Raw genomic sequence first — 16,529 nt, forward strand, 5'->3', positions numbered from 1 at the left:
GTCAGGGTCCCGTGCCGGAACCGGCAACGGGCGTAGCGGCTTGCTTGTTCGCCTTCCGCAACTTGGAATACAAAGGCCAGACCATCGTCGCCAGCACGATCATGCCGCCGATGATCACCCCGGTCAGCAGCGACAGGATGATGGCATTGCCAGGTGTAGTGACCCAGCTGAGTGAAAACAATTTCAGGGTGATCTGCGGACTACCGTTCTGGAAACCGACAATCAATCCGAGCGCAAGAAACACCAGCGCGATGACCAGACGAAAAATATTCATTGGCCGCTCCATGCTTGGGAAGCACTAGCTTAGCCGAGACCGCCGATATCCACACGCAGGGTCAGCGTGGATTCTTGCGCGTAAACCTGATTATTCGCCGCTTTCTTCAAGCGGTGTGACACCACTGACGCGCTCGCGCAACTCCTTGCCCGGCTTGAAATGCGGCACGTGCTTGGCGGGCAACGCCACCGAATCACCGGTCTTTGGATTGCGGCCCAGGCGGGGTGGACGGTAATGCAGGGAGAAGCTGCCGAACCCGCGGATCTCGATGCGCTCACCGTGGGCAAGGGCACCGCCCATCATCTCCAGCAGTGACTTCACCGCAAGATCCACGTCGTCCGCCTTCAAATGCGGCTGGCGACGGCTGAGAATTTCAATGAGTTCGGATTTGGTCATCGTCACGGAGCTAGGCGAAAGGCACCACTACCGGCCCGGGACTAGCCGGGCCGGCGTGGATCGGATGACTTGCTTACTCGGACTTGTTGCCTTCCAGCTGCGCACGCAACAGCGCGCCCAATTGGGTGGTGGCACCGGTGGACGAGGAAGAAGACTGCGACTGGTAGTCTTCAAGCGTCTCACGCATTTCCGCGTCGTCCTTGGCCTTGATCGACAGCTGCAGCACACGGCCCTTGCGGTCCATGCCCACGAAGCGGGCTTCGATCTTCTCGCCGACCTTCAGGTGCTGGCTGGCGTCGTCGACGCGCTCGGTGCTGATGTCGCGCGCGGCCACATAGCCCTCGACGCCTTCGGCGATGTCGATGATGGCGCCCTTGGCGTCCACTTCACGCACCACGCCTTCCAGCTTGGCGCCCTTGGGATTGGCAGCCATGAACTGGCCGAACGGGTCCTGCTCAAGCTGCTTGACGCCTAGGCTGATGCGCTCGCGTTCCGGGTCCACTGCAAGCACCACGGCTTCCAGGGTGTCGCCCTTCTTGTAATTGCGGGCCACGTCTTCGCCGGTCGAGTTCCAGCTGATGTCCGACAGGTGGATAAGGCCGTCGATACCGCCGTCCAGGCCGATGAAGATGCCGAAGTCGGTGATCGACTTGATCTGGCCCGACACCTTGTCGTTCTTCTTGTGGATGGCAGCGAAGGTTTCCCACGGATTGGCGGCGACCTGCTTCATGCCCAGCGAGATGCGGCGACGCTCCTCGTCCACGTCCAGCACCATCACTTCGACGTCGTCACCGACCTGCACGACCTTGGACGGGTTGACGTTCTTGTTGGTCCAGTCCATTTCCGAGACGTGCACCAGGCCTTCGACGCCCGGCTCGATCTCGACGAACGCGCCGTAATCGGTGACGTTGGAGACCTTGCCGAACACGCGGCTGTTGGCCGGGTAGCGACGGGCGATGTTGTCCCACGGATCTTCGCCCAGCTGCTTCAGGCCGAGGCTGACGCGGTTGCGCTCGCGGTCGTATTTCAGCACGCGGACGTCGAGTTCCTGGCCGACTTCAACGACTTCGGACGGATGGCGCACGCGCTTCCAGGCCATGTCGGTGATGTGCAGCAGGCCGTCGATGCCACCCAGGTCCACGAACGCGCCGTAATCGGTCAGGTTCTTGACCACGCCCTTCAGCACCACGCCTTCCTGCAGCTTGTCCATCAGCTGCTCGCGCTCTTCCGAATGCTCGCTCTCGACCACCGCACGGCGGGAGACCACGACATTGTTGCGCTTGCGATCCAGCTTGATGAGCTTGAACTCGAGTTCCTTGCCTTCCAGGTAACCCGGGTCGCGCACGGGGCGCACGTCGACCAGCGAACCTGGCAGGAACGCGCGGACGTCCTTGATGTCGACGGTGAAGCCGCCCTTGACCTTGCCGCTGATGCGGCCGGTGATGGTGGCGTTGGCTTCCAGCGCTTCTTCCAGCTCGTCCCAGACCATGGCGCGCTTGGCTTTCTCGCGCGACAGGACGGTTTCGCCGAAGCCGTTCTCGAGGGAGTCGAGTGCAACCTTTACTTCATCGCCGACCGCAACCGTGAGGGTGCCGTCGTCGTTACGGAACTGTTCGATCGGCACGATGCCTTCTGACTTCAGACCGGCATTGATCACCACTACGTCGTTGCGGACTTCCACGACGGTGCCCATGACGATGGAACCGGGCTTCAGCTTGGTGAGATGGATCTGGCTCTGTTCAAACAGTTCTGCAAATGATTCGATCATTGAATAAATCTCGGTTGATGACGCAGACCGGCACGGGATAAGGACGCGACGGTCCACTCGTTGTCGGCCTGGGCGGGATGCCTGTGACCGTGAGTGTTGTGGTGGAGAAAACCGCTGGGAGGATTCCCCCGGCGGGACTTGCCGCTTCGCTTGATCCTGGCTGGCTCAGGTCTGGACCAGGGCCAGCACGCGCTCAACGACCTGGTCGATGCCCAGGCCGGTGGTATCGACAAGGACGGCGTCTTCGGCCGGCCTGAGCGGTGCCACCGTGCGCTGGGCGTCACGGGCGTCGCGGGCGAGAATCTCGCGTAGCAGACCGCCGATTGTGACCGAAACCCCTTTGTCTTTCAACTGGTTATAGCGCCTTTCCGCCCGTTCCTCGGCGCTTGCGGTCAGGAAAACCTTGTAGGGCGCGTCCGCGAAGATGACCGTACCCATGTCGCGGCCGTCTGCGACCAGGCCGGGGGCCTGCCGGAAAGCCCGCTGGCGCTCCTTCAGCGCCGATCGCACTTCCGGGAAGGCGGCAATGGCCGAGGCTACCGCGCCGGTGGTCTCCAGGCGCAATTCATCGGTGGCATCGGACTCGTTCACCCATACCCGCAGGTCGCCTTTGGCGTCTTCACGGAAGGTCACGACCGTGTCGAACGTGCAGCGGACCAGCGCCGCCGGGTCCGAAACGTCCAGGTTGGCCCAGCTTGCAGCCACGCCGACCGCCCGGTAGAGCGCGCCGGAATCCAGGTAATGCCAGCCCAGCCGCTTGGCGACCAGCCTGCTGACCGTGCCCTTGCCTGCGCCGGAGGGTCCGTCGATGGTCAGTACTGGAATATTCTCGGACATTGCGACCCCGTGGTTTTCAGCCATTATGCCCGCCCGCGCGGCCGTGGCTGCAGGATGCCGAGCCCCCGGATCATGCAAAGGCTTGAACCTCAAGGAAAAAAGCCGCTAGAATGCGCGGCTTGATTTTCGCTGCACCGTCCATTCCAGCCCCATCCCAGAATTTCCACCCAGAATCCTCCAGAGGTATGTCATGAAAGTCCTTTCCTCCCTGAAGTCGGCAAAGACCCGTCATCGCGACTGCAAGGTGGTCCGCCGCCGTGGCAAGGTCTTCGTGATCTGCAAGTCGAACCCGCGTTTCAAGGCGCGTCAGCGCTGAAACAGCACCACCCCGGCGGGCAGCGTTGAGGCGCAGCCACCGGGGTGAACGCAGAAAGCCGCCGCGAGGCGGCTTTCTTGTTTTTCGGCATTCCGTGCCCGTGCGCGTTTGCAAGGCGCCCGTAGTCCCAAGCCGGTGGGGATGTGACAAACCGCGCACTGCCATGCATTCCGGCAGGCCGGCGGTATTTTGTTGGGCTGCTTTTGCTATAAAGACCCGTCCTTTGGGGAGCCACCGCCATGAATCGTCGTCTTTTCGCTGTTCCGATGTTCGCCCTGCTTTGCTGCGCCGGTGTCGCCAGCGCCGAAACCCTGCTGATCGAGCGCGTGCAGGAAGAACCCGCCGCCCTGCCCGCCCGCGGCCAGACCGCTGCCGCGGTGGAAGCCCGGTTCGGTGCGCCCCAACAGCGGCTGGAGCCCCGTGGCGGCCAGAAGCGCCAATGGCCGGTGATCAATCGCTGGGTCTATCCGGCCTTCACCGTGTATTTCGAGAAGAGCCGGGTGATCGACGTGGTCGCCAACCAGGCCGGGCCGGAAGAAATCGGGCCCAAACCCCCCATCCGATAAGAGTTCGACCCGACGTCCATGACCGATGCTTTTCGCTTCCCTGCGGAATGGGAACCCCAGTCCGCAGTCCTGATTGCGTGGCCGCATGCCGAGACCGACTGGGCCGAGCGGCTGGGCGAGGTCGAGGAAACCTATGTGGCGCTGGTGGCGGCCATCACCTGCTTCCAGGCGGTCATCATCTGCGTGGCCGACGAAGACCTGCAGACCTATGCCGAGGCGCGCCTGCGCTCGGCGCGCGTGGACATGACCCGGGTGCGGTTCGTGCCGGCCGAATATGACGACACCTGGCTGCGCGATACCGGTCCCATCACCCTGCGCGTCGGCGACCGCTACAAGCAGCTGGATTTCCGGTTCACCGGCTGGGGTGGCAAGTACCAGGCCGGGCGCGACGACCTGCTGGTCGGCGAACTGGCCGGCATGGACCTGTTCCACGATTATTTCGTGCAGAGCATCAACTTCGCCCTGGAAGGCGGCGCCATAGAAACCGATGGCGCCGGCACCCTGCTCACCACCTGGAAGTGCCTGCACGAGCGCCACCCCGACCTGCCACGCGAGGACCTCACCGCGAAGCTGGCGGGCTGGCTGAAGCAGGACCGGGTGCTGTGGCTGGAGCACGGCTATCTGGAGGGCGACGACACCGACGCCCACATCGATACCCTGGCACGCTTCGCCAGTGCCGGATCCATCGTGTTCCAGGCCTGCGACGATCCCGCCGATTCGCACTTCGCCGAACTGGGCGCGATGGGCAAGGAGATCGCCGCCTTGCGCACGGCCGACGGGCAGCCGTATCGCCTGTTCCCGCTGCCGTGGGCGCAACCGGTGCTGGATGCGGGCCGGCGCCTGGCCGCTTCCTACGCGAATTTCCTGATCATCAATGGCGCCGTATTGATGCCGGCCTATGGCGATCCGGCCGACGATGCGGCAGCCGCCGTGCTGGCTGAGGCGTTCCCGGGCCGCGAGATCGTGCAGGTGCCCTGCCGTGCGCTGATCTGGCAGAACGGCAGCCTGCATTGCATCACCATGCAGCTGCCGGACGGCATCCTCGCCTAGCCGAAATTCCACCGGCCATCGCAACCCCGCGGGACTGCCTCGTCCGTCCCTGCCGCAAGGAATCCACCGATGTCGAACAAAAACACGTTGCCCGTTGCCCTGATCCAGGAAAAGAATCACGGCGACGCGGAAGCCAATCTTGCGGTCATCGAAATGCGGGTGGCCGAAGCGGCGGCGCGTGGCGCCAGGCTGGTCCTGCTTCAGGAACTGCACAACGGCGCGTATTTCTGCCAGCACGAATCGGTCGACGAATTCGACCTGGCCGAGACCATACCCGGCCCCAGCACCGAACGACTTGGCAAGCTTGCCAGGCAACACGGCGTGGTCCTGGTCAGCTCGCTGTTCGAGCGCCGGGCGGCCGGGCTGTACCACAACACCGCCGTGGTCTTCGAGAAGGACGGCAGCGTGCTCGGCAAGTACCGGAAGATGCATATTCCGGACGACCCGGGCTTCTACGAGAAGTTCTATTTCACCCCCGGCGACATCGGTTTCAAGCCGATCGACACCTCGTTCGGCCGACTCGGCGTGCTGGTGTGCTGGGACCAGTGGTATCCCGAGGCCGCGCGCCTGATGGCCCTGGCCGGCGCCGAAGTGCTGCTCTACCCGACCGCCATCGGCTGGGACCCGGACGACGCTCAGGACGAAAAAAGCCGCCAGCGCGATGCCTGGATCCTCAGCCACCGCGGCCACGCGGTAGCCAACGGCCTGCCGGTGCTGTCCTGCAACCGGGTCGGCCATGAGCCATCGCCACTGGCCTCCGAAAAGGCCACCGGTGCCGCGGGCATCCAGTTCTGGGGCAACAGCCATGTGCTGGGGCCACAGGGCGAATTCGTTGCCGAGGCCGGCGCCGAACCGGAAATCCTCAGCGCCGAAATCGACCTGGCACGCAGTGAGGACGTGCGCCGCATCTGGCCGTTCCTGCGCGACCGCCGCATCGATGCCTATGGCGACCTGCTGAAGCGGTACATCGATTGAAACCGCTGTTGCGAGCCGCCACCCGCGCCGACCTTGCGGCGATCCAGCGGCTGTACGCGCAGCAGGTCCGCGACGGGGTCGCCACCTATGAATACGACATCCCCGACGAAGCCGAAATGGCCTCGCGCATGGACGCCGTCCTGGGCGGTAATTTCCCCTACCTGGTCGCCGAATACGATGGCGCCTTCGCCGGTTACGCCTACGCAAGCCCGTACCGCAGCCGCGCCGGTTATCGCTGGACGGTGGAAGATACGGTCTACGTGATGCCCGGCCTGGGTCGCCGTGGCATCGGCACTGCCTTGCTGGAGCGCCTGATGCAGGAATGCGCCGCGCGGGGCTTCCGGCAGATGGTCGCGGTGATCGGCGAACCGGACAATCGCGACTCCGTCGCCCTGCACCAGAAACTTGGCTTTACCACTATTGGAATTTTCCCCGGCCTGGGCCGCAAGCATGGCCGCTGGCTGGACACGGTACAGATGCAATGCGCGCTTGGCCGCGGCACACAACAGGCGCCTGACGATGAATGAACACATGACCCCGATACTCGATGAAGCCGCGCCGGCCGACGGCGCCTACCTGGCTGGCCAGCCGTACCAGATCGTGGAACGCAATGGCGTGCGCTATACCCTGCTGGGCACCGCGCATGTCTCCAGGGCCAGCGTCGATGCGGTGGTCGCGGCGATCGCCGACGGCAATTTCGACGCGGTCGCGGTCGAACTGGACCCACAGCGTCTGCAGGCCCTGGACGATCCCGAGGCATTGGCCAAGCTGGACCTGGTCAAGGTGATCCGCGAAGGCAAGGTGGCGCTGTTCGCCGCCAACCTGGGCCTGGCCGCGTACCAGCGCCGACTGGCGGAACAACTGGGCATCGAGCCGGGCGCCGAGCTGAAAGCAGCCGCCAATGCGGCCAAGGGTCGCGACCTGCCCTTGCACCTGATCGACCGCGATGTCGGCATCACCTTCAAGCGGATTTCCGCCGGGCTGGGTTTCTTCGGCCGCATCAAGCTGGGCACCGGCCTGGTCACCAGCCTGCTCGTCGATGACGAAGTAGGCGAGGAGGAGATCGAGAACCTCAAGCAGGGCGACATGCTGGAGTCGAGTTTCGGCGAGTTCGCCAAGCAGAGTCCTGCCCTGTTCGCCGCGCTGATCGACGAACGCGACCAGTACATGGCGGCGCGACTGCGCCAGATCGAGGTGCCAACGAAGGCGGACGGAACCCCCTACGAAGTGCTGGCGGTGGTCGGTGCGGGCCACCTGCAGGGCCTGGCGCGGTATCTGGGCGAGGAACAGCGCGAACCCGCCGGTCTTTGCGCCGGGCTGGAATATGTGGAGAACCGCAGGAAGCTGCCGTGGTTCACCATCGTCATCACTGCGCTGGTGCTGGGCGGCATCGGCTGGGGCTTCTGGAACGGCGGGCTGGCGGTCGGTGCCGACCTGCTGAAGCAGTGGGTGCTGTACACGGCCGGGCTGGCGGCGCTGGGCTGCGCACTGGCCGGCGGCCACCCGCTGAGCATTCTTGCCGGTGCGATTGCCGCGCCGCTGAAACCGTTCCGCCCCGGGATTCCGTCCGGCACCTTCAGCGCCCTGGTGGAAGTACGCATCCGCAAGCCGGCTTACGGGGATTTCCTGGCCCTGCGCGACGACGCCCAGACCTGGCGCGGCTGGTACCGCAACCGGGTTTCGCGCGTGGTCCTGAATTTCATCCTGACCAACCTGGGCACCGGCGTAGGCGTATGGATCGCCGGGGCGCGGATTTTCGGCAAACTGGCCGGATGAGCAACGCCCCGGGGGCCCGCTGGTCCTTGTAGATCCGGGCTCGCGCGAACCTGCAACAGGCGCCGGCCGACTGGCCGTTGAGGCTTTTCTGCCTTCCGGAAAGCAAAAAAGGGATTCCGTTGGACAAATTTTCATCAACGGAAGCCGGAAAAGTCATTCCGGAACAGCAATTCCGCTTTCCCGAATCACTATTTGGCCTTCCGGAATCACTATTCGGCCTTCCGGAATGACGATCCGGCTTTCCGGAACAGCTTTTTCGCTATCGGGAATGACGATTTGCCCTTCCGGAAAGGCAATTCCGCCTTCCCGAATGACTATTTGGCTTTCTGGAAAGCCTTGGAGGCTTTCCGGACCCGATGTCCCGTTACGGGACGGGGCAGGTTGCCTTGTGGGAGGGGCTTCAGCCCCGACGCTTCACCCTTTCCGCCGTCGGGGCTGAAGCCCCTCCCACAACGGCCAGCAAGAGGCGGAACCCGGCCCGGCGGACGATGTTGATCCGCATTGGTCGCAGGGCGGGTTGAAACCCGCCCTGCATTGGCTACGTCGCTGGCGTCCTGCCTACTCCGCCTTCAGCGCCGTGATCGCCGCGGCCGGCACGCCGCCTTCACCCTTGCGCAGGCGCGCGCGCTGGTTGATGCGGGCGGTGCCGCTGCGCATATCGTCGAGGATGGCGTAGATGGTGGGCAGGAACAGCAGGCTGACCACGGTGGAGAACGCCAGGCCACCTGCGATCGCGCGCGCCATCGGGTAGTACGGCGGGCCGTCGCCACCCATCTGGGTATTGCCCCAGGCGATGGGGATCATCGCCAGGATGGCCGTGCCCATGGTCATCAGGATCGGGCGCAGGCGTTCGCGGCTGCCATCCACCAGCGCATCGGTGCGCGACATGCCGCGCCGGCGCAGGTTGTTGATGTGCTCGATCATGACGATGCCGTTGTTCACCACCACGCCCATCAGCACCAGGATGCCGATGAAGGCCATGATGTTGAACTCGGTGCCGGTCAGCCAGAACAGCCAGAACACCCCGAACACCGAGAACAGCACGCCGCTCATGATCGCCGCGGGGAACAACAGCGATTCGAATACCGCGGCCATGACGATGTAGATCAGCAGCAGCGCGATCACCAGGTTGGTCATCATCTGCTTGCCGGCCTCGTCTTCTTCCTGGAACGCGCCACCGTCGAACGAATAGCTGTAGCCGGTCGGGAACGACACCGATTTCAGGGTGTCCTCCATGGCCTTGCGCGCTTCGGGCACGGTGACCTTGTCGGCCAGGTTGGCCTGCAGGGTCAACGTGGTCTGGCGGTTGGTGCGGGAGATCTGCGTCGCCGCCGGGGTCACGCCCACGTCGACCATGCTCAGCAACGGCACCGTGCGCCCGTCGGCGGCGCGGACCATGAAGGTATCCAGGTCCTCGATGCCGTACTGCTCGGCGCCTGCGAAGCGCACCCACACCGGCACTTCGCTTTCGCCGCGGCGGAATTCCCGCAACGGCGCGCCGCGCAAGGCGACGCCGACGAAACTGGCGACCTCGTTGGCACTGAAGCCGAACGCGGCCGCGCGCTCGCGGTCCACGCGCACCGACAGCTCGCTGTTCTGGTCGCCGGCATCCACGCGCACGTCGCGCAGCTGCTTGCTCTTGGCCAGCATCGGCACGATGTCGTTGGCGATCTCGGCCAGGGTCGAGGTGGAGTCGCCGACCAGCTGGACCTGCACGTTCTCGCCTGGCTGGCCGCCGCCGCCGCCCGGGCCGCCGCCGCCATTGCCTATGCCAAGGGTGGCGCGCGCGGACTTGGGCAGGGCCTTGCGGATCTCCTCGATCAGCTTGGCGGTGTCCTTGTTGTCGAGCGTGCTCATGTCGAACTTGATGCGCGTGCCGCCGTCGCCCTGCTCGCTGTACCAGGAATAGATCTGCTCGACATGGAAGCGCTTGCGGTTGGCGTCCATGAAGTTTTCGACCTTGAGCACTTCGTCGGACATCTGCTGCAGGCTGTAGGAACCCTTCCACTGGTAGAAGATATTGGTCTCGCCGCCATCGTCGCCGCCAAACATGTTCTTCTTGGTCAGCACCATGGGCACGATGCTGATGGCGATGATCAGCGCGATGCCGGTCACGCTCCAGCCACGGTGTTCCAGGGTCCAGCGCAGCAGCCGGGCATAACGCTTCTGCATGCGCGGGATGATGCCGTTGGGGTTGCCGACTGCAGGCGGCGTCTTCAGGCGCGCGGACAGCATCGGGATCAGGCTCACCGCGACCAGCCACGAGGCCAGCAGCGACACCGAGATGGTGATGGCGATCTGCGACAGGTAGATGCTGAGGAAGTTGCGTTCGCCGAACAGGTTGGGCACGAACACGATGCAGTGGCACAGGGTGCCGGCCGACAGCGCGATGGCCACGTGGCGGGTGCCGACGATGGAGGCCAGGCGTGGCTGGCCGGGCATGCGTTCGCGTTCCTGGTAGATGCTTTCGACCACCACCACGGCGTTGTCCACCAGCATGCCGATAGCCAGCAGCAGGCCCATCATCGACAGGATGTTGAGGGTGACCCCGGCGAAATACATGAAGCCCAGGGTCATGATGAAACAGATCGGAATCGCCAGCGTGACCATCATCGTAGAGGGCCAGTGGCGCAGGAAGAAGAACAGCACCGCGATCGACAGCACCAGGCCGATGGCGCCGGCCTCCGCCAGTTCGACCAGCGAGGTGGTGACGTTGTCGCCCTGGTTGTCGATGACCTTGATCTGCAGGTCGCTCAGCGAGGGCTCCTTGCGGATCTCCTCGACTTCGGCCAGCGCGCGCCTGGACACTTCCACCAGGTTGGCGTTGCGCTCCTTGAAGATGTCCAGGCCGACGGCCTGCTTGCCGTCCAGGCGCCTGCCCATGTCCATGCGCGCCTGCCTGAAGCGCACCTCGGCGATGTCGGAAAGGCGCACGCCGTTGCCGATGACCAGGTCGCGCAGCTGCTGCAGGTCGGTGAGTTCGCCCACCGGCTGCACGCGCAGGCGCTGGCCGCCATCGGTGATGGTGCCGGCCGAGACCGAGAAGTTGATCGCCTGCAGCTTTTTCGTGAGGTCGTTGAGGCCCAGGTTGTGCGCGGTCAGGCGGTCCTGGCTGATCGCGATCTCGACTTCATTGGAGGGCGCGCCGGAAATGTCGACGCGCGCCACCCCCGGAATGCGCTCGATGCGCCGCTTGAACTCGCGGTCGATCATGTCGTAGGAGCCGGCCAGGTCCATCTCGCTGGCCAGGCGCACCCGCAGCACCGGCTGGTCGGTCGTGGAGAACTTCAGCACCAGGTAACGCTGCAGGTCGTCGGGCAGGTCGTCGCGGATCGCATCGATGCGCTCGCGCGCATCGGACGCGGCGATGGCCACGTCGCGTTCCCAGTCGGTGAACTGGATGAACAACTGGGCGCCATTGGCATTGGCGCTGGTGTCCATGCGCTTGATGCCTGGCATGGTCGACAACGTTTCCTCCACCGGCCGCAATACCGTGCGCTCCACTTCTTCCGGCGTCGAGCCCACGTAGGGCAGCTGCACGAAAATGAAGGGCGGCGAGACCTCCGGAAAGGCCTCCAGCGGCAGGCGGAAGGCCGCGATCAGGCCGATCACGGTCAGCGACACGAACAGCATGATCGCGCTGACCGGCCGCTTGATGCTGAGTTCGGCGATGCTCATGCGGGGTCGAATCCTTCATTGCCGGCTACCGGCTGCTCGATGGCGTCGCGATGCAGGCGGCCGCGCGTGGCGTAGTACTCGTCCGGACGCCGGTCCAGCAGGTCGTAGACCACCGGAATGACCACCAGGGTCAGCAGCGTCGACACCAGCAGGCCGCCGATCACGGTGATGGCCATCGGCGAACGCACTTCGGCGCCCTCGCCAAAGGCCAGGGCCAGCGGCAGGAAACCGAACAGCGTGCACAGCGTGGTCATGATGATCGGACGCAGGCGCGAGCGCGCGCCTTCCACCAGCGCCTCGCGCTTGGGCACGCCGTGCTCGCGCAGCTGGTTGACCTTGTCGATCAGGATGATGGCGTTCTTGACCACCAGCCCGACCAGCAGGATCAGGCCGATGAACACCACCACCGACACCGGCGAACGGGTCAGCAACAGGGCCAGGACCGCGCCCACCAGCGCCAGCGGGATGGTGAACAGGATCACGAACGGATGCAGCAGCGATTCGAACTGCGAGGCCATGACCAGGTAGACCAGGAACACCGCCAGGCCGAAGGCAAACAGCAGTGCCTTGACCGATTCGGCCAGTTCCTCGCCCTGCCCGCCGATGTGCATGCCCACGCCGGCGCCGACGCTGTCCCTGGCCACCATGTCGCGCACTTCATTGACGGCCCCGCCCAGGTCGATGTCACGCAGGTTGGCCGAGACGATGGCCACGCGCACCTGGTCGGCGCGGTGGATCTCGCTCGGGCCCACTGTGGACACCACCTCGGCCACCGACTCCAGCGTCACCGGCCGCGAACTGCCCGGATTGACGATGAGCTGGCGGATGCTCTGCACCGAATCACGATCCGATGCCTGTGCGCGCACCAGCACGTCGATCTTGCGGTCGCGGAAGCTGTAGCGCGTGGCCACGTCGCCGCGCACTTTCTTCACCACCACGTCAGCGATCTGCCGGGTGGTCAGGCCCAGCGCACCGGCACGGTCCTGGTCGAAGCGGATCTGGATCTCCGGGAAGCCCTCTTCCACCGTCGACTTGACGTCGGCGTAATGCGGGTTGGCACGCAGCATCGCCGCCATCTTCTGGCCAGCGCGCTGGATGGTCTCCATGTCCTGGCCGCGCAGCTCGATTTCCAGCGGCGTGGAGAAACTGAAGAGCTCGGGGCGGCGGAAATCGACCTGTGCGCCGGGATGCGCCTGCATGGTCGTGCGCAACTTCTCGGTTTCAGCCGCTTCCAGCTGCTTGCTGCCGCCATCGGCCATCACCACGGTGATCTTGCCGATGTTCTCGCCACTCTCGGTGGGATTGGCATCCAGGCGGGTGCCGCTGCCACTGACGCCGTACATCGAGCTGATGCCTTCGTCCTTGGCATGGGCCTGTTGCAGCTCGCGCACCAGCTTGTCGGTTTCCGCCAGCGGCGTGCCGGGCGGCAGTTTCACCGTCATCTCGAACCGGTCCTGCGCCAGTTGCGGGATCAGGTCGGCGCCCAGCATCGGCACGGTCAGCATGGTCAGGGCGAAGGCCGCCGCGGCGAAGCCCAATACCAGCCACGGACGCCGCAACGAACCCGGCAGCAGTTTCATGTAACCGCGTTCGGCTTTGTCATAGGGCGCCATGGCGATGTCGCTGGCCTTGCGCATCACCGGACCGACCACGGCCACCAGGCCACGCCACAGCCGGACAAACACCCAGCTGATGCCGAACAGCACGCCACGCGTGCCCTTGCCGATGCCACGCTCGGTCGCTGCCAGCGGCTTCTGCCACTTCGAGGCGGGCGTCCACTGCGGATGCGGCGCTTCTTCCGGGAAGGCCATCGGCGGCCTGCCCTTGAGCGCGCTGAGCATCGGGATCAGCGTCATCGACACCACCAGCGACACGGCGATGGCAATGGCCACGGTCAGGGCCTGGTCGCGGAACAGCTGTCCGGCGATGCCCTGCACGAACACCAGCGGCAGGAACACGGCGATGGTGGTCAGCGTGGACGCAACCACCGCCATGCTGACTTCACGGGTGCCGGTGATCGCGGCCTGCAGGATGCCCAGGCCGCGCTCGCGCGCCTTGGCGATGCTTTCCAGCACCACGATGGAATCATCCACCACCAGTCCGGTGGCCAGGGCCAGGCCGCCCAGCGACATCACGTTCAAGCTCAGGCCCAGCCGGTCCATGAAGAAGAAGGTGGTGACGATGGACGCCGGCAGCGACAGCGCGACCACGAAGGTGCTCCAGCCGTCACGCAGGAACAGGAAGATGATCAGGATGGCGAGGAAACCGCCGATCACCGCATCCAGCTTCACGTCCCTGATGGCGTGACGGATGAATTGCGACTGGTCGTCGATGGGGGTCAGTTCGGCATCGGGCGGGATCAGTGTCTTCAGTTTCTCCAGCTTGGCCTGGATGGCGTCGGCGGTGGCGACGGTATTGGCGTCGCCTTCCTTGTAGATCGCCAGTTCAACGGCCTCGTTGCCGGCCAGGCGGATGATGCCCTCGCGCTCCTTGTAACCCTGGCGGACGTCGGCAATGTCCTTCAGGCGCACGGGCACGCCGCCGGCCACGGTGCTGGAACCTGCCGAGGAAGCGCTCTGCACCGACGCTGCCGCGGCCATCGCCGCCGCATCGCCGCTGGAGGCCGCAATGGCCGCCATCTGCTGTGCCGCCGTGGCCGCCGCATTGCTGCCGCCGCTCTGCGTGGTCACCAGCATGTTGCGGATCTCCTCCACGCTGGCGAACTGGTTGACCGTGCGCACCAGGTAGCGCTGCGAACCCTGTTCCAGGCGGCCGCCGGAGATGTTGATGTTCTCCTGCTGCAGGCGCTGGATCACCGTGTCGATAGGCAGGTTCAGCTGCGCCAGCTTCTGCTGGTCGATGTCTACCTGGATCTCGTCTTCCAGGCCGCCGCCCACCTTGACCGCGGCCACGCCTTCCACCGGCTCCAGCTTCTTCTTCAGGTCCTCGTCGGCGTAGCGACGCAGCTCGGTGAGCTGGCGGATGGAGTCGGCCTCGGTCTTGCCGGCGACTTTCGAGGACAGCGCCAGGCGCATGATCGGCTCGGTCGACGGATTGAAGCGCAGCAGCACCGGCGCCTTGGCTTCCAGTGGCAACTGCAGCACTTCCATCTTGTCGCGCACTTCCAGGCTGGCCTGGTCCATGTTCGTACCCCAGGCGAACTCGAGCACGACATCGCTCTGGCCGGTGCGCGAGACCGACTTCAGCTTGCGCAGGTTCTTGACCACGCCCACCGCTTCTTCCACCGGCTCTGAAATCAGCGTCTCGATTTCCGAGGGCGCAGCGCCGGTGTATTCGGTGCGCACGGTCAGGGTGGGATAGCTCAGGTCCGGCAGCAGGTTGACCTTCAACGCGAACAGCGCGATGCAGCCGAACAGGAACATGGTGACCCAGAACATGGCCACGGTGACCCGGCGACGCGTGCAGAACTCGACCAGGCCGCCACCGGTCAGGCCGGCGGGCGGTGCGAGCGGATCGTTGTTGTTGCCATCGGTGTTGTTGCGTGGACCGGAGCCTCCGCCCGATGCCCCCTGCCCTGATCCGTGGCCGCTCATTGTTTCTTACCGGGTGCTGCAGCCTCCACCTTGGCGGTGGCGGGCTTGGCGACGGGCTGACCGATCACCTCGACCGGCGTGCCATCGCGCAGCGCTATCTTGCCGGCGGTCACCACGCCATCGCCTGCCTTCAGGCCCTGGCGCACTTCCACCCATTCGCCGTCCATGTAACCCAGCTTGATCGACACGCGCGCGGCCTTGCCGGCGCGAACCGCGAACACCGCCGGATCGCTGTCGTCATCCAGCAGTGCCGCACGTGGAATGACCAGCGCATCGGCGCGCTTGTCATAGTCGATCTTGATGCGCCCGAACATGCCGGGCTGCAGCAGGCCGCCGCCTGCGAACGTGGTCACTACGCGGAAAGTGCCGCTGCCCGCATCGACCACCGGCGCGATGCGATCGACGATGCCGGTGAAGTTCTGCCCGGGCAAGGCGTCGGCGGTCAGCTGCACCGGCTGGCCGGCCCTGAGCGTGGCGATCTCGCGTTCCGGCACGTTCAACGTCGCCTCCAGCTTCGAGTTGTCGACGATGCGGAAGATCGGCGTATTGATCTGCACGAAGTTGCCGGTCTTGATCGAGCGCGACGCAATCACGCCGGAAATGGGCGCGATCACCGTGGTGTAGGAAAGCTCCAGCGTGGCCATGCGGTGCTGGGCGCGCGCGTTTTCCAGGTCGAACTTGATCTGGTCGACGTCATTGGCGCTGATCATCTGCTGGGTGACCAGCTGCCGGGCGCGGCTGTAGTTGTTTTCCAGCTTGTGCATCTGCGCCGAGGCCTGGGCCACCGCCAGCCGCGCGCGGTCCGGATCCAGCCGCACCAGCGCCTGGCCCGCGCGAACCTGCTGCCCTTCCTCGACCATGACCGAAAGCGCCACGCCGGACGTCTTGGCCACGACCTGCGCTTCACCGCTGGGCTCCAGCGCGGCGGTGCCGGTGTAACTGGCGGCCACGGGTCGATGCGCGGCCTTGGTGACTTCCACCGGCACCGCATCAGGTGGCTTGGGCGGGTCGCCAGGCTTGGCCTGGGCCTCACCATCACCGCCCTTGCAGCCGGCAAGGCCGACGGCCAGCAGGGAGACCAGGGCAAGGATGCGCAGCGGCCGCATCACGGGGCGGCCAGCGGAAAATTCGGGTCGAGACATGATGGTACCGGGTGGTTGTTAGGTGTAGTAGCTAGGTATATCACCCAAGTTCAAAACCGGCATGCGCCAAACGTCATGGTGACTTGCGTCAGAGGATGTGCTGCCCCTTTCGCAAACGCCGGCTTCCATCCGCCGCGCCCATTGCGCGACCCATGGATGGCCGCCACCTGAACTCGCACGTTATACTCGCCTCAGCC

At 65.0% G+C, this 16,529-nt stretch carries 13 protein-coding genes; 6 read left to right on the plus strand and 7 right to left on the minus strand.

The features are described 5' to 3' along the window. Position 1 precedes the first annotated feature (1 nt). The 4 genes from DT603_RS01295 to cmk form a co-directional block, all read right to left on the minus strand. Positions 2–274, minus strand: coding sequence for a hypothetical protein (locus DT603_RS01295; RefSeq protein ID WP_162348039.1), 273 nt, complete (start codon positions 272–274; stop codon positions 2–4). Positions 275–364: 90 nt separating this feature from the next. Next, positions 365–670, minus strand: a complete 306-nt coding sequence (locus DT603_RS01300; protein ID WP_162348040.1) for an integration host factor subunit beta — start codon at positions 668–670, stop codon at positions 365–367. Between the two features lie 73 nt (positions 671–743). Next, positions 744–2,438 carry a 30S ribosomal protein S1 gene (gene rpsA, locus DT603_RS01305; RefSeq protein WP_162348041.1) on the minus strand — a complete coding sequence of 565 codons (1,695 nt, stop codon included), beginning with the start codon at positions 2,436–2,438 and terminating at the stop codon, positions 744–746. Between the two features lie 165 nt (positions 2,439–2,603). After that, positions 2,604–3,275, minus strand: coding sequence for a (d)CMP kinase (gene cmk / locus DT603_RS01310; protein WP_162348042.1), 672 nt, complete (start codon positions 3,273–3,275; stop codon positions 2,604–2,606). Positions 3,276–3,465: 190 nt separating this feature from the next. Between cmk and ykgO the strand changes: the two genes are divergently transcribed. The 6 genes from ykgO to DT603_RS01340 all read left to right on the plus strand — a co-directional run bounded on the left by ykgO (position 3,466) and on the right by DT603_RS01340 (position 7,958). Continuing rightward, positions 3,466–3,591: a type B 50S ribosomal protein L36 gene (gene ykgO / locus DT603_RS01315; protein WP_005913193.1), complete on the plus strand. Its 126-nt coding sequence runs from the start codon at positions 3,466–3,468 to the stop codon at positions 3,589–3,591. Between the two features lie 239 nt (positions 3,592–3,830). Next, positions 3,831–4,157 carry a hypothetical protein gene (locus DT603_RS01320; RefSeq protein WP_162348043.1) on the plus strand — a complete coding sequence of 109 codons (327 nt, stop codon included), beginning with the start codon at positions 3,831–3,833 and terminating at the stop codon, positions 4,155–4,157. Between the two features lie 18 nt (positions 4,158–4,175). Then, complete coding sequence (locus DT603_RS01325) at positions 4,176–5,207, plus strand: agmatine deiminase family protein (RefSeq protein ID WP_162348044.1); 1,032 nt, start codon at positions 4,176–4,178, stop codon at positions 5,205–5,207. Between the two features lie 69 nt (positions 5,208–5,276). Beyond that, entirely contained in the window at positions 5,277–6,182 is a 906-nt protein-coding gene (locus tag DT603_RS01330; RefSeq protein ID WP_162348045.1) for a carbon-nitrogen hydrolase, read from the plus strand. After that, the gene (locus tag DT603_RS01335; protein ID WP_162348046.1) at positions 6,179–6,709 is read left to right on the plus strand and encodes a GNAT family N-acetyltransferase; all 531 of its coding nucleotides are present in this window, start codon (positions 6,179–6,181) and stop codon (positions 6,707–6,709) included. Before DT603_RS01330 ends, DT603_RS01335 begins: the two co-directional genes overlap by 4 nt. Next, on the plus strand, positions 6,702–7,958 hold the full coding sequence (locus DT603_RS01340; RefSeq protein WP_162348047.1) for a TraB/GumN family protein: 1,257 nt from the start codon (positions 6,702–6,704) through the stop codon (positions 7,956–7,958). Before DT603_RS01335 ends, DT603_RS01340 begins: the two co-directional genes overlap by 8 nt. Before the next feature lie 558 nt (positions 7,959–8,516). Here the strand turns inward: DT603_RS01340 and DT603_RS01345 are convergent. Genes DT603_RS01345 through DT603_RS01355 form a run of 3 tightly spaced genes read right to left on the minus strand, consistent with a single transcriptional unit; the run spans position 8,517 to position 16,296 of the window. Next, positions 8,517–11,636: an efflux RND transporter permease subunit gene (locus DT603_RS01345; protein ID WP_162348048.1), complete on the minus strand. Its 3,120-nt coding sequence runs from the start codon at positions 11,634–11,636 to the stop codon at positions 8,517–8,519. Further along, positions 11,633–15,190 (minus strand): efflux RND transporter permease subunit, encoded by a 3,558-nt coding sequence (locus tag DT603_RS01350; RefSeq protein WP_162348049.1) that lies wholly within the window; start codon positions 15,188–15,190, stop codon positions 11,633–11,635. Before DT603_RS01350 ends, DT603_RS01345 begins: the two co-directional genes overlap by 4 nt. Next, positions 15,187–16,296: an efflux RND transporter periplasmic adaptor subunit gene (locus DT603_RS01355; protein WP_162348341.1), complete on the minus strand. Its 1,110-nt coding sequence runs from the start codon at positions 16,294–16,296 to the stop codon at positions 15,187–15,189. The genes DT603_RS01350 and DT603_RS01355 overlap by 4 nt, the downstream gene beginning before the upstream one ends. Positions 16,297–16,529: the final 233 nt, after the last annotated feature.

It is taken from the genome of Pseudoxanthomonas gei (genome assembly GCF_010119615.1).
Taxonomy (GTDB): domain Bacteria; phylum Pseudomonadota; class Gammaproteobacteria; order Xanthomonadales; family Xanthomonadaceae; genus Pseudoxanthomonas_A; species Pseudoxanthomonas_A gei.

Bases quoted from the DNA above. Each gene is read 5' to 3' on its own strand.
- DT603_RS01295 (WP_162348039.1), bottom strand. From the start codon at position 274: ATGAATATTTTTCGTCTGGTCATCGCGCTGGTGTTTCTTGCGCTCGGA.
- DT603_RS01300 (WP_162348040.1), bottom strand. From the start codon at position 670: ATGACCAAATCCGAACTCATTGAAATTCTCAGCCGTCGCCAGCCGCAT.
- rpsA (WP_162348041.1), bottom strand. From the start codon at position 2,438: ATGATCGAATCATTTGCAGAACTGTTTGAACAGAGCCAGATCCATCTC.
- cmk (WP_162348042.1), bottom strand. From the start codon at position 3,275: ATGTCCGAGAATATTCCAGTACTGACCATCGACGGACCCTCCGGCGCA.
- ykgO (WP_005913193.1), top strand. From the start codon at position 3,466: ATGAAAGTCCTTTCCTCCCTGAAGTCGGCAAAGACCCGTCATCGCGAC.
- DT603_RS01320 (WP_162348043.1), top strand. From the start codon at position 3,831: ATGAATCGTCGTCTTTTCGCTGTTCCGATGTTCGCCCTGCTTTGCTGC.
- DT603_RS01325 (WP_162348044.1), top strand. From the start codon at position 4,176: ATGACCGATGCTTTTCGCTTCCCTGCGGAATGGGAACCCCAGTCCGCA.
- DT603_RS01330 (WP_162348045.1), top strand. From the start codon at position 5,277: ATGTCGAACAAAAACACGTTGCCCGTTGCCCTGATCCAGGAAAAGAAT.
- DT603_RS01340 (WP_162348047.1), top strand. From the start codon at position 6,702: ATGAATGAACACATGACCCCGATACTCGATGAAGCCGCGCCGGCCGAC.
- DT603_RS01345 (WP_162348048.1), bottom strand. From the start codon at position 11,636: ATGAGCATCGCCGAACTCAGCATCAAGCGGCCGGTCAGCGCGATCATG.
- DT603_RS01350 (WP_162348049.1), bottom strand. From the start codon at position 15,190: ATGAGCGGCCACGGATCAGGGCAGGGGGCATCGGGCGGAGGCTCCGGT.
- DT603_RS01355 (WP_162348341.1), bottom strand. From the start codon at position 16,296: ATGCGGCCGCTGCGCATCCTTGCCCTGGTCTCCCTGCTGGCCGTCGGC.